The sequence below is a fragment of the Sphingomonas sp. Mn802worker genome (assembly GCF_000382485.1).
Classification (GTDB): domain Bacteria; phylum Pseudomonadota; class Alphaproteobacteria; order Sphingomonadales; family Sphingomonadaceae; genus Sphingomonas.
Genome location: NZ_AORY01000004.1, coordinates 226,526 through 246,355, shown reverse-complemented (window position 1 = coordinate 246,355; position 19,830 = coordinate 226,526). Strand labels below are relative to the sequence as shown.

Below are 19,830 nucleotides of genomic sequence, written 5' to 3'. Positions count from 1 at the left end.
CACGGTCTTTGCCGGCAGCAAGGACACGTCCTAGTCCTTCAGAATCTTCTTGAGCGCCTGTCCGATGCGGACCGGCCCCGGGAAATACGCCCATTCGAGGCTGTGCGGGTACGGCGTGTCGAAGCCCGTCACGCGCTCCACCGGCGCCTCAAGGTGGTAGAAACAGCGCTCCTGCACCAGCGCCGACAGCTCGGCACCGAAGCCCGCGGTGCGCGTCGCCTCGTGGACGATCAGGCAGCGGCCGGTCTTCTTCACCGACGCTTCGATCGTCTCGATATCGAGCGGCACGAGCGTGCGCAGGTCGATGATCTCGGCGTCGACACCGGTGTCGGCGACGACCTGTGCGCAGACGTGCACCATCGTGCCGTAGGCGAGCATCGTTACCGCCTCGCCCTCGCGCACGACGTTCGCCTTGCCGAGCGGTATCTTGTAATAGCCTTCGGGCACCGCGCCCGCCGGGTGCTTCGACCAATTCTCCGCCGGGCGATCCCAATGGCCGTTGAAGGGCCCGTTGTAGATGCGCTTGGGCTCGAAGAAGATCGTCGGATCATTGTCTTCGATCGCGGCGATCAGCAGCCCCTTGGCATCATAGGGCGTCGACGGGATCACCGTCTTGATCCCCGACATGTGGGTGAACAGCCCTTCCGGCGACTGCGAATGCGTCTGCCCGCCGAAGATGCCGCCGCCGAACGGCGAGCGCACCGTGATCGGCGCGGTGAACTCTCCGCTTGAGCGGTAGCGCAGCCGTGCCGCCTCGCTGACCAGCTGGTCGAGTGCGGGGTAGATATAGTCGGCGAACTGGATCTCGGGGACCGGGCGGAGGCCGTAGGCGCCCATGCCGACCGCGACGCCGATGATCCCGCACTCGGTGATCGGCGTGTCGAACACGCGGGTCTTGCCATATTTCTTCTGCAAGCCTGCGGTCGCGCGGAACACGCCGCCGAAATAGCCGACGTCCTCGCCCATCACGACCACGCCCGCGTCGCGCGCCATCATGACGTCCATCGCGGAGTTGATCGCCTGGATCATGTTCATGCGAGTGGTGTCGCCCGCCTCGCCCGTGGCCACCGGGGCTGCTTCTGCCGTGTCCATCGTCACTTCCTCGCCCACGGCCGGCCGCTCGCTTCTTCCTCGTCGATCATCTGCTGGCGCTGTTCCTTGAGGTGCCAGGGCATTTCCTCGAACACGCCGTCGAACAGGCTGTCGAGCGGCTGGTGCAGGCCGTGGCCGAGGATGCCGTTCTTCTCGGCTTCCTTCTGCGCCGCCTTCACTTCCTCGGCGACCTCGCGGTCCATCGCCGCCTGCCGCTCGTCGTCCCACTCACGAATCGCGATCAGATGATCCTTCAACCGCGTGATCGGATCGCCGAGCGGCCACGCCGTCGGCTCCCCGGCGGAACGATATTGCGTCGGGTCGTCGGAGGTCGAGTGGCCTTCGGTGCGGTAGGTGAAATGCTCGATCAGCGTCGGCCCCGCATTGGTACGCGCGCGCTCCGCCGCCCATGCGGTCGCGGCATAAACCGCGAGCGCGTCGTTACCGTCAACGCGAAGCCCCGCGATCCCGTAGCCGACCGCGCGCGCGGCAAAGGTCGTCGCCTCCGCGCCCGCGAACCCAGAGAAGCTCGAGATCGCCCATTGGTTGTTGACGACGTTGAAGATCACCGGCGCGCGGTAGACGGTCGCGAAGGTCAGCGCGGAGTGGAAGTCGCCTTCCGCGGTCGATCCCTCACCGCACCACGTCGCCGCAATCTTGGTATCGCCCTTCGACGCCGATGCCATCGCCCAGCCGACCGCCTGCGGATATTGCGTCGTCAGATTGCCCGAGATCGAGAAGAAGCCGAAGCGCTTCTCCGAATACATGATCGGCAGCTGCTTGCCCTGCAGCTTGTCGCCCCGGTTCGAGTAGATCTGGTTCATCATGTCGACCATCGGGCAGCCGCGTGCGATCAGCAGCCCCTGCTGACGATACGACGGGAAGCACATGTCCTCGTCGTCGAGCGCGTGCGCGGCAGATACCGCCACCGCCTCCTCGCCGAGCGATTTCATGTAGAAGCTGGTCTTGCCCTGCCGCTGCGCGCGGAACATGCGTTCGTCGAACGCGCGGACGGTCGCCATGTGACGCAGCATGCGGCGCATCTTGTCGGGCGAGAGGTGCGGGTTCCATGGGCCGACCGCCTGGTTGTCCTCGTCCAGCACGCGTACCAGCGAGTAGGCGAGATCGGTGAACTGGCTGGCGGCTTCGGCAGTGTCGGGGCGGCGTGCCGAGCCTGCGGGCGGCACCTCCACGTCGGCGAAGTCGACCGCGTCGCCGGGCCGGAACTTCGGCTCCGGCACGTGGAGCGAGAGGCGCGGCATGTTCTGGCGCGGCATGTCGGCGCTTGGCAGATTGTTGGGCGCGTTGCTCGCCACTTCACTCTCCATCATGCGGCTGCTTCACGCGTCCGCGGTGTGCATCCTGTATTGAACGCTCGAAAACGTCTTAGTCGCACTTGTAATTATGTTTCAAGAGCACCCCTGGCGCTGGGTGAGCAGCACTGCGGAGCGACAAATCGCAAGGCGCGGCAAGATCGTGGCGGGCGGGCAGGTGCGCACGGCTGCTGACAAGCGTCGTTGCGGCACGGACGGCAACAAAGCTGCTGACGGCGGGCAAACACGCGGCACTGCGGGCGATGCGACCTGCAAAAAATATCCACATCCAAATGCCTGCGCCGGGACAATGACGATCGCGAGGCGGATTGACAGCGTCATGTTCAAGAGAACAAAATAGGAACAACAACAGCAACGAGTCGTATTGCCACTGTGTCACAGCCCGCCGAACCACTGCCGGATACGCAATCTGCCGTGCTCGCGCAGCTGCGTGAGACGCTGCGTGAGATTGAAGGTGACGGGCATCGCCGCCGCCCGGTGCTGCCCTTCGGGGTCGGCGGCATCGACGCGCGGCTCGCCAACAACGGCCTCCGCCTCGACGCGCTGCACGAGGTGGCGGCGGCGACCCCGTCGCTGGGCGACGATGCCAGCGCGACCCTGTTCATGGCCGGTATCGCCGCACGCGCCTGGGGACCGATATTGTGGGTGGTGCGCCGCCGCGACCTGTTCGCGCCCGCGCTCTACCAGGTCGGGCTCGCGCCCGAGCGCGTGCTCTACGCCGAGGCTGCCGACGATGCCGAGGTGCTGGCGTTGATGGAGGAAGGATTGCGCCACCGCGCGCTCGGCGCGGTGATCGGCGAGGCACGCCGCGTCGGGATGCCGGCGACGCGGCGGTTGCAGCTCGCCGCGGAGGGCGGGCGCACGATCGCGCTGTTGATGAAACGCCACGCGCGAGAGGGTGCCGACACGCTCGGCGCGCCATCCGCCGCGGTGACGCGCTGGCGCGTCGGCTCCGCGCCCAGCACGCCGATCCCCACCGCCGGCATCGGCCGCGCGCGCTGGCACGTCTCGCTCGTCCGCCAGCGCGGCGGCGAACCCTTTCAACTCACAGTGGAGGCCTGCGATGAAACGGGTCGCATCGCTCTACCTGCCAAACTGGTCGATCGACCGTATAAGGCGGGCGGAGCGGCAGCACACGCCGCCGCCTGAACGCGCCGCCGTCACGGGGGCCGAGCTCGCCGCGCTGAAACAGGCGAGCGACGCCGAACAAGGCGGCAAGCAGTGCGACGCGCCGCGCAACAGCGGCTGGCGGCCCGGCGCACGCTGGGCGCGCAGCGAGGATGCGGCCGAAGACGTGCGCGCGTTCGATCGCCCGCTCGCCGGCAAGGACGAGCGTGCCGGTGGCGCGTCGGCCTGCTGGGCGGGCGAGACACGCGCCGATGTCGAGCGGCGGATCGCGCGGATGGAAGCGCACCAGCGCCCGCCGATGCGCGAGATGGGTCGCCGCAGCGAAGCGGCGGAACACGCGTTCAAGCGGCTGCCGGGCGACGATGGCGGAAAGTCGAGCGGCTGGCCTGAACCGGGCTTTGCAGGGGTGCCGGGTGCCCCCGGCGGGATGGTCGCGATTCGCTTCGGTGGCGAGGGCGTGCGCCCGACCTCGGCGCAGCGCCGACGTGATCCGGTCGGCGATGCGTGCACGACGACATCGCCGCTCGTGGCACCATGTGGTTGCCGGACTGGCGTGCAGTGTCATGGCTCGCAGGCAGACGATCCTGCCGTGCGGGATGATGAAAATGCGGCGCACAACGCCGGCTCGATCGACCTTGCTGCAACGTGCCGCAGTCATTGCACGGCAGGTAATCCGCCGCCGCATGCACCGCTTGCCGCCTCGGGCGGGCCATTACCCGCGCACAACCGCCGGTCAGATGCCGCGGCACGATTGGCAATGACGGCTAACGGTGACGCCGACCGCTCCGATCATCGCGCATCGGCACGCGGCCACACCGTATCGCGGCCTGACCTGTCCGCAACGCAACCGATGAGTGTCATAGTCAATCTTGCCGCTCCAACAGTGCGGCTCGTCGGCACCGGGGCTGTCACAGCCCTGACCGCCTCCCCGCTTAATGATAGCCCATCGGCTGCGATCGGAGCGATCCGCCTTGCTGCCGCCTCGCGGCGGACCTGCAATGGTAACCAGCCGGCCGTGCCGAATGTATTTGGCCTAGCGAGCACTGACATTCGCCATTTGGGCGACAGGGCGCAGTCCGACCCTTCAAGCATATGCGAGCGGGATATGACGGATGGTCGCGTCGCATCAAAGGTTGCGAGCACCGGCGCGCTCCCGGTCGAGCGCGCCGCCGACAGACGCGACCAAGCTTCATCGGGCACCACACCGCTCATGCTTCGCCCCGCCATCGTCGCGATCCGCTATCCCGGTGATGGCCCGCACCCGGACAAACAAAGCGGTGGCAAAGGTGTCGGCGAACGGCGCATGGTGAACGCCCGTGTCGGGTCGAACGACGCGGTCGCGAGCGTGCTGCCGGTCGCGCCGTTCTTCGACACCGGGCGCAGCACCGCGGGTACGGTGGCGCGGGTCTGCCCGGCGGATGCGCCCCCATACCGCAATGCGACCCCGCCCTCCACGCCGGCGCACGCTCCGCTCGTCACCGTCCACAAGGTCGGCAGCCGGGTGGAGGTCGCCGCAGCCTGCCCCGCCGCGCGGATGCTGGGGATCGAGCCGGGCATGGCGCTGACGCAGGTGCGCGCCGCCACGCCCAACGTCGGCGTGCGCGATGCCGATCCGGCGGGGGACCGCGCCGTGCTCGACCGGCTGGCGACCGCACTGGCGCGACGCTGGTCGCCGGGTGTATCGGTGTCGGACGCGCCGCCCGATATCAGCTCAGGCGAGGCAGGGCTGTTCATCGACCTGACCGGGGTCGCGCACCTCCACGGCGGTGAACGCGCGATGGCGCGGCGAATCGTGCGGCTGCTCGCACGGCTGGGCTATGACGCGCGTATCGGCATCGCCGACACGCCCGCCGCGGCCTGGGCGCTGGCGCGGTACGACAGCTCGGCCGTCGCGCTGCTGCCCCCTGCGCACGGATTGTCGCCCTTCACCGACTATCCGGTCACTGCATTGCGGCTCGATACGGGTGCGGCGGAGTTGATGCGGCGGCTGGGGATCGACCGCGTCGGCCAGCTTGCCGCGATGCCGCGCGCGCCGCTCGTCCGCCGTTTCGGCCGCGCGGTGGCGACGCGGCTCGACCAGTTGATCGGCGCGGTGGCGGAACCGGTCGTGCCGGTCGTGCCGCGCGACCCAGTGATCGTCGCGCAGCGCCTGGCCGAGCCGATCCTGACGGCCGATCCGATCGCCTATTGGATCGCGCAGCTCAGCCACCGGCTGGCGCAGGCGCTGGCTGAGCAGGGCCGCGGCGCGCGTGCGCTGGTGCTCGCGCTGACCCGCGTCGATGGAAGCGTGCAGGCGATCCGCGTCGGCTTTGCGCGCGCGACGCGCGATCCACTTCATATGCTGCGGCTGCTGGTGCGACGGGTCGAGTTGATCGACCCCGGTTTCGGGATCGAAACAGTGGCGCTCCACGTCACGCGCGACGAACCGCTCGGGCCCGAGGCGATGGCGGGCGATCTGGAGGAGCAGGTGCCCGACCTCGCCGCGCTGGTCGACGCGATCATCAACCGCATCGGCGCATCACACTTGTGGCGCACCCGCGCGGTCGAGAGCGACGTGCCCGAACGCTCGGTCGCCGCCGCCGCGCCGCTCGACCAGGTGGCGAACGCCGGCGCGCGACTGGTGCGCGACGACGTGCGCCACCTCGACACCCGCGCCACGCCGCATCCATGGCACCCGCGCTGGCCGCGCCCGACACGGCTGCTGCGCCGGCCCGAGCCGATCGATCACGTCATGGCCGAACTGCCCGATTCCTATCCCCGGCGTTTCCGCTGGCGCGGGCAGATGCACCAAGTGGTGCGCGGCGACGGGCCGGAACGGATCGCGGGCGAATGGTGGCGCCGCGCGCCCGAGCGGCAGGCGATACGCGATTATTTCCAGGTCGAGGACGAGACGGGCCAGCGCTTCTGGCTGTTCCGCCGCGGCGACGGCCAGCGCCCCGAAACCGGCGACATGACATGGCACCTGCATGGCACGTTCGGGTGAGATCTTGCGGCCGGCTGAGCTTGAGAGGCGCGGGGTGGACTCATTGCCACTCCAGTCCGACGCCGCCGTAGCTTCGACACGACCTGTGTCAGACAGGACTGACGCTCAAGTTCAATACCCGTTCAATCCTGCTGGCACGCAGGTACAGGTGCGTCGACGCGCGATCCCGGATGAAGCTCGCCGGCCATGACCTACAGCGAGCTGCAGGTGACGACGCATTTCTCGTTCCTGCGCGGGGCGTCGTCGTGCGAGCAATTGTTCGCAACCGCCGCGACGATGGGGATGCCCGCGCTCGGCATCACCGACCGCAACTCGGTCGCAGGCGTGGTGCGCGCACTCTATGCCGCGGACGAGGTGCGACGCGACACCGGGCTGGTGATCCGCTCGATCCCGGGCTGCCGGCTCGACCTCGTGTCAGGGGACTCGCTGCTGGTCTGGCCCGAGGACCGCGCCGCCTGGTCGCGGCTGACGCGGCTGTTGTCGCTCGGCAAGAACCGCGCCGACACCAGGCACGGCGAGAAGGGACAATGCTTCCTCCACTGGGAGGATCTGGCGGACCATGCCGAAGGACTGGTCGCCGCGCTGGTGCCGGACGACGGCATCGCGGCAGAGCAGCCGGGCGACTGCGGCGTGCCGGCGCCACGCAGCCTGCGTTGGATGGCGGACCTGTTCGGCGCGCGCGGCCATGTCTGCCTGACGCATTGGCACCGCCCGGGCGAGGAGCAACGGCTGGAGGCGACGGCGCAGGTCGCGCACCAATATGGCCTTTCCCCGCTCGCCACCGGGGACACGCTGTTTCACCAGCCTGACCGACGCATGATGCAGGATGTGCTGACCGCGATCCGCGAGAAGTGCACGATCGACGACCTCGGCTTTCGGCGCGAGCGCAGCGTCGGGCGATACCTGCATCCCCCCGCCGAGATGGCGCGGCTGTTCCGTGCGCACCCGGAGGCGATCGCTGCGGTCGAGGCGATCGTCGAGCGCTGCACGTTTTCGCTGCGCGATCTCGATTACCAATATCCCGAGGAGATCGTGATGAACGGCCGCAGCGCGCAAGGTGCGCTGGAGCGGCTGGCCCGGCAGGCACTCGACCGGCGCTTCGACGGCACTCCACCCGCGGCATACACCAAGCTGATCGAGCACGAACTCGCGCTGGTCGGGCGCATGAATTACGCGGCCTATTTCCTGACGGTGAACTCGATCGTCACCTACGCGCGCTCGGTCGGCATCCTGTGTCAGGGGCGCGGGTCGGCCGCCAATTCGGTGATCTGTTTCGTGCTCGGCATCACCTCGATCGATCCGGTCAAGCACCAGCTGCTGTTCGAGCGCTTCGTGTCGGAGGAACGGCGCGAGCCACCCGACATCGACATCGATTTCGAGCACGAACGGCGCGAGGAGGTGATCCAGTGGATCTACGAGACCTACGGCCGCGACCACGCCGCACTGACCGCGGTGGTCAGCCGGTTCCGCACGCGCGGCGCGATCCGCGAGGTGGGCAAGGCGCTGGGGCTGCCCGAGGACATGACCGCCGGACTCGCCGGACAGGTATGGGGCTGGTCGAGCCAAGGCGTTCCGACCGAGCATGTCGAGGCGCTGAACCTCGATGCGGGCGAGCCGCGCCTTGCCCTCGCGCTGGAACTGGCGCGAGACCTGATCGGCACGCCGCGCCACCTGTCGCAGCATCCCGGCGGGTTCGTGCTGACGCGCGCGCCGCTCCACGATCTGGTTCCGATCGAGCCCGCGGCGATGCCCGATCGCCACGTAATCGAGTGGGAAAAGGACGACATCGAGGAACTCGGCTTCATGAAGGTCGACATTCTGGGACTGGGGATGCTCGGCTGCATGCGGCGCGCGTTCGACCTGCTCCACGCGCACAAGGACACCGACCTGACGATGGCGTCCGATGACCTGCAGCACGACGATCCCGCCACCTTTGCGATGATCCAGCAAGCCGACACGTTGGGCGTGTTCCAGATCGAGAGCCGCGCGCAGATGAGCATGTTGCCGCGAATGAAGCCCAAGGAGTTCTACGACATCGCGATCCAAGTCGCGATCGTGCGGCCCGGACCGATCCAGGGCGACATGGTGCACCCTTATCTGAAACGCCGCGAAGGATTGGAGCGGATCGAATACCCGAACGACGCGCTCGCCGCCGTGCTGACCAAGACGCTGGGCGTGCCGTTGTTCCAGGAACAGGCGATGCAGGTCGCGATTATCGGCGCGGGGTTCACGCCCGGAGAGGCGGATCAATTGCGCCGCGCGATGGCGACGTTCAAGGCGACCGGCGGGGTCGGACCGTTCCGTGAACGGTTGATTGCAGGAATGCGCCGCAACGGCATCACCCAGGCATTCGCCGAGCGGCTGGTGAAGCAGATCGAGGGGTTCGGCAGCTACGGCTTCCCCGAAAGCCACGCGGCGAGTTTCGCCAAGATCGCCTACGCCTCGTCGTGGATGAAATGCCACCATCCCGACGTGTTCTGCGCCGCGCTGCTCAACGCGCAGCCGATGGGCTTCTATGCTCCCGCGCAGATCGTACGCGACGCGCGCGAACATGGCGTGGTGATCCGCCCGGTCTGCGTGATGGAAAGCGAATGGGATACGAGCCTGGGCGACGCACCGCCCGCCGCGGCCCCCTCCCCTTACCTGCCGCTCAGGCTGGGCCTGCGCATCGTGCATGGCCTGTCGGGTGAGGACGCGGGACGGATCCTGGCGGCACGGGGCGAGCGGGCGTTCCGCTCGGTAGAGGATCTGTGGCGGCGTTCGGGCGTGCCGCTTGCCGCACTGGAAAAGCTCGCCAAGGCGGACGCGTTCGCAGGACTGGGGCTCGACCGGCGGCAAGCGTTGTGGGCGATCCGCGGACTGGGAGAAAAGCCGCTGCCGCTGTTCGCCGGGATCGAGACGCCGGAGGCATCGGTCACGCTCACCCGGCTGACGCAAGGGCGTGAGGTGGTGGAGGATTACCGAGCAACGCAATTGTCGCTACGCGCGCATCCCTTGCGCTTCCTGCGCGGGCTTTTGAACGAACGCGGCATGGTGCCGTGCGAGGCGCTCGAACACCGCAACGGCAAATGGGTGGAGGTCGCGGGCATCATCCTGGTGCGTCAGCGCCCGGGCAGCGCCAAGGGCGTGCTGTTCCTGACGATCGAGGACGAGACCGGGGTCGCGAACGGCATCCTGTGGCCCGACCGGTTCGAGGCGCAACGCCGCACCGTCATGTCCGCCGCGATGGTGTCTTTACGCGGTCGCGTGCAGAAAGAGGGCAAGGTGACGCACGTCATCGTCGACCGCGTGACCGACCTGACCGCGATGCTGCGCACCGTCGGCGAGATCGACCTGCCGCGCTTCACCTCGCCCGGTGACGGCGCGACCAACGGCGGCACGCCCGACGCGCGCGATCCGAAATGGCGCCCGACGATCCGCTCCGACTATCATTTCCGTGATCGGCCAGAGCCGGTCATCCCGATCAAGAGCCACGATTTTCACTGACGCGTCCGGTGGCGGGCGGGATGACAGGGCGATCACCGCCCGGCTATGTGTCGCATCATCGACCTTCTCGCCCGCACGAGGCCATGCACTCCGATCCGACGTCCCCCGATCCATTGCCGCCCGGCCTGCGCTTTCTGGCAGGCGGCGGTGCCGCGACCGCGCTGATCCTGGCGCGCGACTGGCGCGACCATCCGCTCGGCCCGCCCGAGGGGTGGCCGACGGCGCTCAAGACCGCGCTCAGCCTGATCCTAAATTCGCCCGAATCGATGATCCTCAGCTGGGGTCGCAACGACCTGTTCTTTTTCTTCAACGAGACGTATTTTCCACTGCTCGGACCCCGGCTTGACTGGGCAATGGGCGCACGCTTCGCCGAGGTATGGGCTGACGCGCTCGAACAGGCGATGCCGATCGTGCGCGACGCGTTCGACGGCCGCAGCCAGCGTTTCACCGACCTGCCGTGGAAGCTCGACACGGATCGTGGCGCGGCGGACACATGGTGGACCTTCTCCTACTCGCGCGTGCTCGACGAGGCTGGCGAGATCGCCGGCCTGTTCATCTTCACCAACGAGACGACGACGCGCGTGCTGGCCGACGCGGCCTTGCGCGAGAGCGAGGAACGCCTGCGCCTGGTGATCGAAGGCGCGACCGACCACGTCATCTTCACGACCGATCCGGGCGGGGTCATCACCAGCTGGTCGGCGGGCGCGCAGGCGGTGCTCGGCTGGACCCCGGCGGAGGCGGTCGGCCAGCCCATGTCGATGACCTTCACGCCCGAGGATCGCGCTTCGGGTGCGGACGTGCGCGAGCTGATCGGCGCGGCGCGGGTTGGCGGCGCCGCCGATGAACGCTGGCAGGTGCGGCGCGACGGAACGCACGTGTACCTGAACGGCTCTGTCCACCCGCTGCCTGCCGACGCGCAAGGGCGGGAACGCGGCTTCATCAAGATTGCGCGTGACGAAACGCAGCGCCGCGCCGCGCGCCGGCAACTTGAGGAGCTTGCCGCGACGCTGGAGCGACAGGTGGCGGAGCGGACCGCCGACCGCAACCGGCTGTGGCAATTGTCGAGTGACCTGATGCTGGTCGCGCGCGCCGACGGCACGATCGATGCGGTCAATCCGGCGTGGACGCGCGTGCTCGGCTGGAGCGAACGCGAATTGGTGGGGCAGAACTTCCTGCCGCTGACGCATCCCGACGACCTGGAGCGGACCGCGGCGGCAGCGGCCGGCATCGGCGCGGGCGAGGCGTACGCCCGATTCGAGAACCGCTATCGCCACAAGGACGGCAGCTATCGCACCATCGTCTGGGCGGCGGGACCGGGCGATGGCCTGATCATCGCGGTCGGGCGCGACGCGACCGAGGAGCGCGCGCAGGCAGAAGCGCTCGCCGCGACCGAGAGCCAGTTGCGACAGGCGCAGAAGATGGAGGCGGTCGGACAGCTGACCGGCGGGCTGGCGCACGATTTCAACAACCTGCTGACCGCGGTGACGGGCGGGCTCGAACTGCTGAGCCACCGGATCAAGGCCGGGCAATATGACCGGCTCGACCGTTATATGACGATGGCGACAACAGGCGCGCAGCGCGCCGCGGCATTGACGCAGCGCCTGCTCGCCTTCTCGCGCCGCCAGACGCTGGCGCCGACCGCGACCGACACGGGCGTGCTGGTCGCCGGCATGATCGACATCATCGACCGCACGCTCGGCCCCGAGATCGAACTGAGTGTCGAAACGCCGCGCGAATTGTGGCCGGTGCTGGTCGACGCGCCGCAACTCGAGAATGCGTTGCTCAACCTTTGCATCAACGCGCGTGATGCGATGCCCGATGGCGGGCGGCTGTCGATCACGACCGAGAATGTCGCCATCGCTGCAGCCTCACCCGAGCTCCCCGATTTGATGCCGGGCGATTACGTTGTGCTGCGTGTGACCGACACCGGCACCGGGATGAGCGATGACGTGATCGAGCGCGTGTTCGATCCGTTCTTCACTACCAAGCCGATCGGTGAAGGCACCGGGCTCGGATTGTCGATGATCCACGGCTTCGTGCATCAGTCAGGCGGGCAGGTGCAGGTGCGATCGCGTATCGGCCATGGCACGACGATGTCGCTCTTTTTGCCGCGGCTGGTCGGCGCGGTGCCGGCACATGCCACATCCACCGCGCCCTCCTCGCAGGACGAAGAGCCCAGCCGGAATTCGCGCGGCCGCACGATCCTGCTGGTCGAGGATGAGACCGCCATTACCGACCTGGTCTGCGACGTACTGGTGGAGGCGGGATACCGCGTATTGACCGCCTCGAATGGATCCAAGGGGATCGCGATCCTTCGCACCGACATGGCGATCGACCTGCTGATTACCGACGTCGGCTTGCCGGGCGGGCTGAACGGGCGACAGGTCGCGGATGCCGGACGCGCGGTCAGGCCGTCGCTGGCCGTGTTGTTCGTCACCGGCTATGCCGCCAACGCTGCGGTCGGCGCCGGCCAATTGGAGGGAGGCATGGCGGTGCTGACCAAGCCGTTCGACCTGGCGGAGCTGAAGCGCCGCGTGGCGGATATGCTCGTCGACTGAACACGCTGGAGCGGGCGCGGGCTGACGCCTGACTGGACTCTGGCGTCCGCATAATTATATACCGGGCGTTATGGAAATTGCCTTGATCGATGCTCCTGCCACGTCGCCGTGCGCAGCGCCCAAGGGGCGTCCGCGCGAATTCTGCGTCGACACCGCGTTGACGGCGGCGCTGGGCGTGTTCTGGTCGAAGGGGTATGAGGGCGCGACTATGGCGGACCTCACCCAGGCGATGGGGATCACCAAGCCGAGCATCTACGCGGCATTCGGCAACAAGGAAGCGTTGTTCCACAAGGCGCTCGACCTCTACGAGGCGGAAAAGCTTGCCTATACGCGAGAGGCCTTGCAGCAGCCGACCGCGCGCGCGGTTGCCGAATATCTGATGCGCGGCGCGATCGATGCACAGACGAACGATTGCGGGCCGAGCGGGTGCCTGCGCGTCATCACGTCAAGCGCGTGTGGGGCGGAGGGTGAATCGATCAAGGCCGAGGTGATGAAACGGCGCGCCTCGTCGCAGGCCGCGTTGGTTGAGCGGTTCCGCACCGCGCAGGACGAAGGCGACCTGCCCGCGCATTTCGCGCCCGAGGCGCTGACGGCCTATATCTACGCGCTGGTGCAGGGCATGGCGGTGCAAGCGGGATCGGGAGCGACGCGCGCCGATCTGGAGCGCGTGGTCGACACCAGCTTGGCGATATGGCCGACGCGTTGATCTTCGGCAGTCTCCGAGCGAATTATTTTACCGTGCGGTACACAAAGCTGTTGACCTGACCCGGCGCGGTTTCTATACCGCTGAGTATAGAAACGGATGCTGACCTGATCGGGAAGGCCTCCACCCACCCACGAACGGTTTCGGCCGATCGTCATCAACATCGAAGCGCGGTTCGTTCCGACGATCCGCCAGCAAGACAATCAACCCGGACATGGCTCGACCATGATCGCGGTTTCGCACGCGCACGCGGCAGGGAGACAGTGATGGCCTATATCGATTTCGCAGCCCGGCATGACGAGTTGTCGACGCTTGCCCCGCGCCACGACCCCCTGCCGGTCGAAACGCCCGCGACGCAGTTGAGCGCGCTCGAATGGTCGGTTGTCGCGATCGCGCGCAACGATCGCCTGTCGTCGCTGCGGCAGCCGTCGCGCATCTCGGTCGCGATGGGAGGGCTGTTCGGCTCGCGCCACAATCCGCGGCTTGCCGATTCGAAGCTGGAGGCGTTGCGCCGCATGGCGGTGCTCAGCTGGCACCACGGCTACACCGTCCCGAGCAGCGCGCTGACCGCTTTCACCGACGCCGGTTACACGATGGCGCAATATGAGACGCTGCTCGGCAGCATCGCGTCCGCCCGCGTCGCGCGCAAGCCGCAGGCCTGAGGCAAGACTTGCTCGCTCGTATTGAGTGATCGGGTAAGCGGCCGGATCAAGCGAGGTCGGAGAGAATGCTCGCCCGTCCCGGCATCTATACGCGCACTCGCCGGTGACGTTGATCGGTCGAACCAATCGCACACTGGCGGGCATGTGCGAACAAGGTTAATATCGGTTCCTCATTTGGCGGCGAACCGGGACTAGCCATGCCTTCCACGTCACACGACGGTCTGCGAGCATTGACCGCGCGCGAGCGCGAAGTGCTGCGCCTGTTCGCGCGAGGACTGGAAGGCCCCGAGGTCGCGCGCGCCCTCAACCTGTCGGCGAAGACGGTCGAGACCCACGTCCGCAACGCGCGCGCCAAGCTGGGCGGGATCCGCCGGCCCGCCGCGGCGCGCATGGTGGCGGAGGATGAGCGCACCGTTGAGATCAAATCTTTTCAGACACTTGCGCTGCCTGAGCCTACCAAGCCATCCCTTAAGGCACTGTCTGGTATCCCGCATCCGGCCGATCCGCCGCATCAATCGGGGGTCGATGCGTTGGGGGGCGACGCGGAGATGGTGCGGGAGGATCGAGCGATCTTCCTGCACCTACCCACAAACGCTCCGACCCAATTCACCGGCGGCAACACGGCGGATCGTTACCCTTCCGCGCTGTCCAGATTGCTGACGATCGCCGCGCTGGGGTTCGCCGTCATGGCGGCACTGGCGCTGGTCGCACCGGTGACCGACGGACTGCAGCGCTGGGCGGACGCGATCCACCGACATCGCACCAACTAGCCGGCGCGCCTGCCCGGCCAGGCACGGGAGTTCACCGCATGTCGCATCTCCGTCACCAGATCGCGCTCGACGTCGGCGCATCCTTTCTTCCCGCCAAGCGCCAAGCAGTCGACGCCGCTGCTGCGAGCTTCGAGTGCGTCGCCACGCTGTTGAAGGCACGGCAGCGCGCGCGTTTTGTGCCCGACGAGGCCGGGGACGTCGTCGCGCTCGCGCTCGAGGCGGCGAATGCGTCGTTCGCGGCGCAGGATGCGCTCTACCGCGTTCATGTGCGGCTGGCCGAATATCGTGCCGCCTGGAACATCGCACCCGGCGCGGTCGGCCCCGACGACACCGTGTCGCCCGAGCGAACCTCGCCGACGCTGACGCTCGCGGCCGCGCAGGCCGCCTGAACCCGTGGGCGCACGAGCGTTCGGGCTTGACCCGGCGCTCGCGCGGTGATGGGTCAGCACCTATGCCGTGGTATGTCGCCTGTTTCTGGATCGTCAGTGCGTTGCTGGTCATCGCCGCTTGGCTGCGCGGCGGCTGGCACGAGCGAATGGTCACGACCACGCTGTTCGTCGGTGTGGTGCTCACCCGCCTCGCGCGCTCGCCGCTGGCGATCCGTTACCACCAACTCGAATGGCGCATCATGGTGCTCGATCTGATCACCTTTGCGATCTTCGTGCTGGTGGCCGTGAGATCGGAACGCCGATGGCCTCTCCTCGCCGCCGCGCTGATGGTGCCGTCGCTGCTGGCGCACCTGGGACGGCTGATCAATCCGGGTTTCCACGCGAACGGTTATTCGATCGCGGGACTGACGACCTACCTGTTGTTGCCGGTGCTCGCGGCGGGCATCTGGCGGACGCCGAGCCACACGGGTGCGTCAGCGCGCGGGCACGGGAGTGCGCGCGCCAGCTAAGCTACCTGCTGCGCGACCTGCCCGATGCGCAGCACGAGGCGTGGGCGCTGGCGGCGGAGTTCGAGACGGTGGCGGCAACGCTGACCGCCAGCCCGCACCGGATCGACGCGGTGGTGCGCGACGGCGCTGCGGTCAGCGCCGCGCTTGCGAGCTTTGCCGAGACGATGAGCGGCGTGCTCGAATGCCGGCTCGACGATCGGCCGCTCGTGTCCGACTCGATTGCGCTCCACGACCTGTTGCGCGTGCAGATGGCGTTCCTGCCGCGCGAGGAGGTACGCGCGTTGTTCCTCGACACGCGCAACCGCCTGATCCGGTCGGAGGTCGTGGCGCGCGGGACGATCGACGCCACCGCGATCCATGTGCGCGAGTTGATCCACCGTGCGCTCGACCTCGGCAGCACCGCGATCATCCTGGCGCACAACCATCCCTCGGGCGACCCGACGCCGAGCAGACACGACGTGGCGCTGACACGCGCGGTGCTCGCAGCGGCCGCGCCGCTGAAGATCGCGCTGCACGACCATGTCATCGTCGCCGCGGGCGGCCAGGTCAGCCTGCGTGCCGCAGGGCTGATCTGATGCGTCGCCGCCGCCCGCTCGACGTCATGGTGGTCGAGGCGACAATCGATTCACACCTGCCGCTCAGCCTGTACGAGCGGTTGCGCACCGCGATGACCGTCCGCTCGGTTCCGCACGGTGCGCAGGCGTTGCGCCTGATCGAGGCCGGCGCCGATCCCGACATCATCCTGGTCGACCGTCGCACCCCCGGCATCGACCTTGCCGCCATGCAACGGCTGCTGCAACAACGCACCGATCGGGCCGATGCCGCGATCTCGTTCATCGATGCGGAGCGCGCCTTGATCCATGTCGGCGATGCGGACGAGCCGATCGCGCTGCTTCACGATCTGCGGTCGCTGCATAAGAAATCCGAGGACGATTAGCGCGCGAGTATGTTGCTGGGACAAGTCGCACGATACTTGCTCCGCTGCCAAAATGTTACGCTGCGTTGCAGCAAGAAAACGTCACGTGGGGATCACACGAACGCGATCGCTGTCGGGTAGATCTGACATTCGTTCCAGGAGTCCGCACCGATGCATGAAGCCGATCCGCGTCACCGTAGCCTGCTCGAGTCGATCCGTGCCTCGCTGCTGATGCTGGGATTCGGGTTGAGCGTGCTCGCCTTCCTGATCGCGATCGACCGACCCGAGTGGTTCCACCTTCGCCCGGCGACCGGCACTGCGGCGGCGATGGCGAACGCGTCCGCTCCGCCGGCGGCCCAGACGGTAAAGCGCGAGCGTCCGACGCGCGTCATCGGCTAGGCAGCGTCGGCGCGGCCTATTTCGCCGTCACCAGCCGCCGGAAGCGATCGATCCCGCATCGCGATCCGCTGCGTGAACGTAGCAGATCACGGCCGGCGCAAATCTTACCGTCTGCGGTCGGCTTCAGGTAGAAGCCCGAATAGAAGTTCATCCCCGGACAATCATCGTCCAGCTTGGCACGAATTCGGCTGACCCCGTCGACGATCAGGTCGACATCGCCATCGTCGCTGATCGCCGCGCCGGTAAGCGATTTCATCTCGACGCAACGCGGCCCCTTCTTCTCGTGCCACACCGGTGCGATCGGTGTCGCACGTAGCCGTGACGGCAAGACGCGCGGAATGCGAATAATCAGCCGTTCGTGGATGGTGAGCTGCGCCAGTTCGCTACCCGCCCAAGGCGGCGGCGGCAGCTGCGCCGACACCAGCATCGGCGCCGCCCCGAACAGGAGCGCGGGAGCAAGCAGTGCAGAGCCGGTCAGCGAAGAAGGGCGAACGCGCGTGAACATCGACCACGGTGGATTGCGCTCAAACGTTTGAACCTTTGATGAATTCGCCGCAAGACGGGGCGATGACCTCCGCGCTGCAACGTCTTGCCACCGACCTTTCCACGCAATTGCCATCGCGCGCGATCGTCACCGACGCGGACGCGATTGCACCGTGGCTGATCGATTGGCGGCGCCGTTATCAGGGCCATGCCGACCTGCTGATCGAGCCGGAAGATACCGCCCAGGTCCAGGCGACGGTGCGCGCGGCAGTCTCGCACGGCGTGCCGCTGGTTCCGCAAGGCGGCAACAGCTCGATGGTCGGCGGCGCGACCCCGCCGGCAGACGGCAGCGCGGCGATCCTGTCGCTTCGCCGCATGAAGCGGATGCGACGGCTCGATCCCGCCGCCGGACTTGCGGTCGCCGAAGCAGGCGTGATCCTGGCCGATCTGCACGAGGCGGCGCTGTCGGTTGGTCAACGCTTCCCGTTGACGCTCGGCGCGCGCGGATCGGCGACGGTCGGTGGCCTCGTGTCGACCAACGCGGGCGGAACGCAGGTGCTGCGCTTCGGCACGATGCGCGGGCTGGTCGCCGGCGTCGAGGTGGTATTGCCCGACGGATCGCTCCACGACGGATTGTCGCCACTCAAGAAGGACAATCGCGGCTATGATCTCAACCAACTGCTGATCGGGGCGGAGGGAACGCTCGGCATCGTCACCGCCGCGGCGCTGCGGTTGGTGCCGGCGGTCGCGGCGCGTGCTGTCGCCTGGATCGCGCTCGGCTCGCCCGACGATGCGCTGCTGCTGCTGCGGCAATTTCAGGCGGCAAGCGACGCAGTGGAGAGTTTCGAGCTAATGCCGCGCGAGTCACTCGACGCCGTGCTCGCCTATCTGCCCGACGCGCGCGCGCCGGTGGAGAGCGCGGCCCCATGGCATGTGCTGGTCGAGGTCACGGCCGCTGACGCCGCCGCCGACCCCGTCGGCATGGTCGAGCGTGTGCTCGCCGCCGCGTTGGCGGACGGGCTGATCGCCGATGCGACGATCGCGGCGAGCGAGGCGCAGGCCGATGCCTTCTGGCGGATGCGCGAATCGATCTCGGATGCCGAGCGTGCGACCGGACCGGCGGCGCAACACGATATTTCGGTGCCGGTCGACACGATGCCGCGCTTCATGGTCGAGGCCGCCGCCGCGTGCGAGGCGCGCTTTCCCGGCACGCGCGCGTCGGGGTTCGGGCATCTGGGCGACGGCAACATCCATTTCCATGTTCGTGCCCCGAAAGGGAGCGACCCGGCGCACTGGTACGCCGAGCAGCTGCCGGTCGTCTCCGCGTTCGTTCACGACCTGGTCGTGGCGGCAGGCGGATCGATCTCGGCCGAACACGGGATCGGACAGATGAAGATCGGCGAGCTGGCGCGCCTGTCCTCGCCCGCGCGCATGGGCGCGCTGCGTGCGATCAAGCAGGGGCTTGATCCCGCATGGCTGTTCAATCCGGGCAAGCTCATCGCGCGTTGAAGGTCGCGGATGGCGCGCGCCAGGCCCGATCATGCTTGCGCGTGACCGTTGCACCGAATAACCCGCCGGAAAAAGACGGCCTGCGCGGGAACTTTCGCGCAGAAATCAAAACGATCACACCTGGAGACATGTTCAATGGCCAGCGCGCCGCAGCTTCCGCTCTTCTACAATGGCCTGGAGCCGCTTTCGAGCGAGGCGCATGCGAATTACCGCATCCGTCCGGCGAACGTCGCTCCCTTCCTCGCGCAGCAGCATGCGGTGCCGCTGACGGTTGAGGAATTCCCGCTGGTGCAGCGCTACATGCCGATCGTCTTCTCGATCGGCGACGACGCGATTCCGATCGGACTGATGGGTCTGAACGAGGGCGTCAATGTCTTCGTCGACGACGAGGGAAAGCTGATCCAGGACGATTTCTACGTCCCCGCTTACATCCGCCGCTATCCGTACATGCTCGCCCGCCTCAGCCCCGATGCGCAGGAATTATCGCTGTGCTTCGATCCGACGTCGGACACGATCGGTCCGTTCGAGGACGGCGAGCCGATGTTCGCCGACGGCAAGCCGACCGAGATCGTGCAGAACGTGCTGCAGTTCACCGAAAGCTTCGAGCAGGCGGGGGCGCGCACCAGCCAGTTTATGAAGGAGCTGCGAGAGATGGACCTGCTGATGGACGGCGAGGTCTCGATCCAGCAGGAAGGTGTCGAGCAGCCGTTCGTCTATCGCGGTTTCCAGATGGTCGACGAGCAGAAGCTGGCCGACCTGCGCGGCGACCAATTGCGCAAGATTTCGCAGTCCGGCATGCTGCCGCTGCTTTACGCGCATCTTTTCTCGCTGGCGCTGATGCGCGAGGTCTTCTCGCGGCAGGTGCGTCTGGGCAAGATGCCGCAGCAGCAGCTGACGTTCTGATCGGAG

At 67.5% G+C, this 19,830-nt stretch carries 17 protein-coding genes; 14 read left to right on the top strand and 3 right to left on the bottom strand.

Annotation, left to right across the window (positions count from 1 at the left end; all coding sequences use genetic code 11):
- Positions 1-30 precede the first annotated feature (30 nt).
- Complete coding sequence (locus SMN802W_RS0104605) at positions 31-1,035, bottom strand: alpha-ketoacid dehydrogenase subunit beta (RefSeq protein ID WP_026325747.1); 1,005 nt, start codon at positions 1,033-1,035, stop codon at positions 31-33.
- Positions 1,036-1,094: 59 nt separating this feature from the next.
- Positions 1,095-2,369 carry a thiamine pyrophosphate-dependent enzyme gene (locus SMN802W_RS0104600; RefSeq protein WP_037523333.1) on the bottom strand — a complete coding sequence of 425 codons (1,275 nt, stop codon included), beginning with the start codon at positions 2,367-2,369 and terminating at the stop codon, positions 1,095-1,097.
- A gap of 471 nt (positions 2,370-2,840) precedes the next feature.
- Here SMN802W_RS0104600 and SMN802W_RS0104595 point away from each other — a divergent pair, with 471 nt between their 5' ends.
- The 12 genes from SMN802W_RS0104595 to SMN802W_RS0104545 all read left to right on the top strand — a co-directional run bounded on the left by SMN802W_RS0104595 (position 2,841) and on the right by SMN802W_RS0104545 (position 16,929).
- Positions 2,841-3,575 (top strand): ImuA family protein, encoded by a 735-nt coding sequence (locus SMN802W_RS0104595; RefSeq protein ID WP_026325745.1) that lies wholly within the window; start codon positions 2,841-2,843, stop codon positions 3,573-3,575.
- Positions 3,490-6,537, top strand: a complete 3,048-nt coding sequence (locus SMN802W_RS18705) for a DUF6504 family protein (RefSeq protein ID WP_019515717.1) — start codon at positions 3,490-3,492, stop codon at positions 6,535-6,537. The genes SMN802W_RS0104595 and SMN802W_RS18705 overlap by 86 nt, the downstream gene beginning before the upstream one ends.
- A 186-nt stretch (positions 6,538-6,723) precedes the next feature.
- Complete coding sequence (locus SMN802W_RS0104585; protein ID WP_019515716.1) at positions 6,724-10,023, top strand: error-prone DNA polymerase; 3,300 nt, start codon at positions 6,724-6,726, stop codon at positions 10,021-10,023.
- Positions 10,024-10,106: 83 nt separating this feature from the next.
- On the top strand, positions 10,107-12,581 hold the full coding sequence (locus tag SMN802W_RS0104580) for a hybrid sensor histidine kinase/response regulator (protein ID WP_083925608.1): 2,475 nt from the start codon (positions 10,107-10,109) through the stop codon (positions 12,579-12,581).
- 70 nt (positions 12,582-12,651) lie between these two features.
- Positions 12,652-13,287, top strand: coding sequence for a TetR family transcriptional regulator (locus SMN802W_RS0104575; RefSeq protein ID WP_019515714.1), 636 nt, complete (start codon positions 12,652-12,654; stop codon positions 13,285-13,287).
- A gap of 263 nt (positions 13,288-13,550) precedes the next feature.
- Complete coding sequence (locus SMN802W_RS0104570; RefSeq protein ID WP_019515713.1) at positions 13,551-13,946, top strand: hypothetical protein; 396 nt, start codon at positions 13,551-13,553, stop codon at positions 13,944-13,946.
- 197 nt (positions 13,947-14,143) lie between these two features.
- Positions 14,144-14,716 carry a response regulator transcription factor gene (locus SMN802W_RS0104565; RefSeq protein ID WP_083925607.1) on the top strand — a complete coding sequence of 191 codons (573 nt, stop codon included), beginning with the start codon at positions 14,144-14,146 and terminating at the stop codon, positions 14,714-14,716.
- A 38-nt stretch (positions 14,717-14,754) separates the two neighbouring features.
- Positions 14,755-15,105, top strand: a complete 351-nt coding sequence (locus SMN802W_RS0104560) for a hypothetical protein (RefSeq protein WP_019515711.1) — start codon at positions 14,755-14,757, stop codon at positions 15,103-15,105.
- Between the two features lie 62 nt (positions 15,106-15,167).
- Positions 15,168-15,614, top strand: a complete 447-nt coding sequence (locus SMN802W_RS18700) for a hypothetical protein (RefSeq protein WP_019515710.1) — start codon at positions 15,168-15,170, stop codon at positions 15,612-15,614.
- 68 nt (positions 15,615-15,682) lie between these two features.
- The gene (locus tag SMN802W_RS18695) at positions 15,683-16,189 is read left to right on the top strand and encodes a JAB domain-containing protein (protein ID WP_019515709.1); all 507 of its coding nucleotides are present in this window, start codon (positions 15,683-15,685) and stop codon (positions 16,187-16,189) included.
- A complete protein-coding gene (locus tag SMN802W_RS0104550; RefSeq protein WP_019515708.1) occupies positions 16,189-16,551 on the top strand; it encodes a hypothetical protein in 363 nt (120 codons plus the stop codon). Before SMN802W_RS18695 ends, SMN802W_RS0104550 begins: the two co-directional genes overlap by 1 nt.
- 150 nt (positions 16,552-16,701) lie before the next feature.
- Positions 16,702-16,929 (top strand): hypothetical protein, encoded by a 228-nt coding sequence (locus SMN802W_RS0104545; protein ID WP_019515707.1) that lies wholly within the window; start codon positions 16,702-16,704, stop codon positions 16,927-16,929.
- Between the two features lie 16 nt (positions 16,930-16,945).
- On the opposite strand, the gene SMN802W_RS0104540 is transcribed toward SMN802W_RS0104545, so the two are convergent.
- A complete protein-coding gene (locus SMN802W_RS0104540; RefSeq protein ID WP_019515706.1) occupies positions 16,946-17,434 on the bottom strand; it encodes a hypothetical protein in 489 nt (162 codons plus the stop codon).
- A gap of 62 nt (positions 17,435-17,496) precedes the next feature.
- Here SMN802W_RS0104540 and SMN802W_RS0104535 point away from each other — a divergent pair, with 62 nt between their 5' ends.
- Together SMN802W_RS0104535 and SMN802W_RS0104530 are read left to right on the top strand one after the other, a co-directional pair.
- Positions 17,497-18,921, top strand: coding sequence for an FAD-binding oxidoreductase (locus tag SMN802W_RS0104535; RefSeq protein ID WP_051083501.1), 1,425 nt, complete (start codon positions 17,497-17,499; stop codon positions 18,919-18,921).
- Positions 18,922-19,056: 135 nt separating this feature from the next.
- Positions 19,057-19,824, top strand: a complete 768-nt coding sequence (locus SMN802W_RS0104530) for a SapC family protein (RefSeq protein ID WP_019515704.1) — start codon at positions 19,057-19,059, stop codon at positions 19,822-19,824.
- Positions 19,825-19,830: the final 6 nt, after the last annotated feature.

Coding starts and splice junctions, on each gene's coding strand:
- SMN802W_RS0104575 (WP_019515714.1), top strand. CDS start 12,652: ATGGAAATTGCCTTGATCGATGCTCCTGCCACGTCGCCGTGCGCAGCG.
- SMN802W_RS0104560 (WP_019515711.1), top strand. CDS start 14,755: ATGTCGCATCTCCGTCACCAGATCGCGCTCGACGTCGGCGCATCCTTT.
- SMN802W_RS0104570 (WP_019515713.1), top strand. CDS start 13,551: ATGGCCTATATCGATTTCGCAGCCCGGCATGACGAGTTGTCGACGCTT.
- SMN802W_RS0104535 (WP_051083501.1), top strand. CDS start 17,497: ATGACCTCCGCGCTGCAACGTCTTGCCACCGACCTTTCCACGCAATTG.
- SMN802W_RS0104530 (WP_019515704.1), top strand. CDS start 19,057: ATGGCCAGCGCGCCGCAGCTTCCGCTCTTCTACAATGGCCTGGAGCCG.
- SMN802W_RS18700 (WP_019515710.1), top strand. CDS start 15,168: ATGCCGTGGTATGTCGCCTGTTTCTGGATCGTCAGTGCGTTGCTGGTC.
- SMN802W_RS0104550 (WP_019515708.1), top strand. CDS start 16,189: ATGCGTCGCCGCCGCCCGCTCGACGTCATGGTGGTCGAGGCGACAATC.
- SMN802W_RS0104580 (WP_083925608.1), top strand. CDS start 10,107: ATGCACTCCGATCCGACGTCCCCCGATCCATTGCCGCCCGGCCTGCGC.
- SMN802W_RS0104585 (WP_019515716.1), top strand. CDS start 6,724: ATGACCTACAGCGAGCTGCAGGTGACGACGCATTTCTCGTTCCTGCGC.
- SMN802W_RS0104565 (WP_083925607.1), top strand. CDS start 14,144: ATGCCTTCCACGTCACACGACGGTCTGCGAGCATTGACCGCGCGCGAG.
- SMN802W_RS0104600 (WP_037523333.1), bottom strand. CDS start 2,369: ATGCCGCGCCAGAACATGCCGCGCCTCTCGCTCCACGTGCCGGAGCCG.
- SMN802W_RS18705 (WP_019515717.1), top strand. CDS start 3,490: ATGAAACGGGTCGCATCGCTCTACCTGCCAAACTGGTCGATCGACCGT.
- SMN802W_RS0104540 (WP_019515706.1), bottom strand. CDS start 17,434: ATGTTCACGCGCGTTCGCCCTTCTTCGCTGACCGGCTCTGCACTGCTT.
- SMN802W_RS0104545 (WP_019515707.1), top strand. CDS start 16,702: ATGCATGAAGCCGATCCGCGTCACCGTAGCCTGCTCGAGTCGATCCGT.
- SMN802W_RS0104605 (WP_026325747.1), bottom strand. CDS start 1,035: ATGAACATGATCCAGGCGATCAACTCCGCGATGGACGTCATGATGGCG.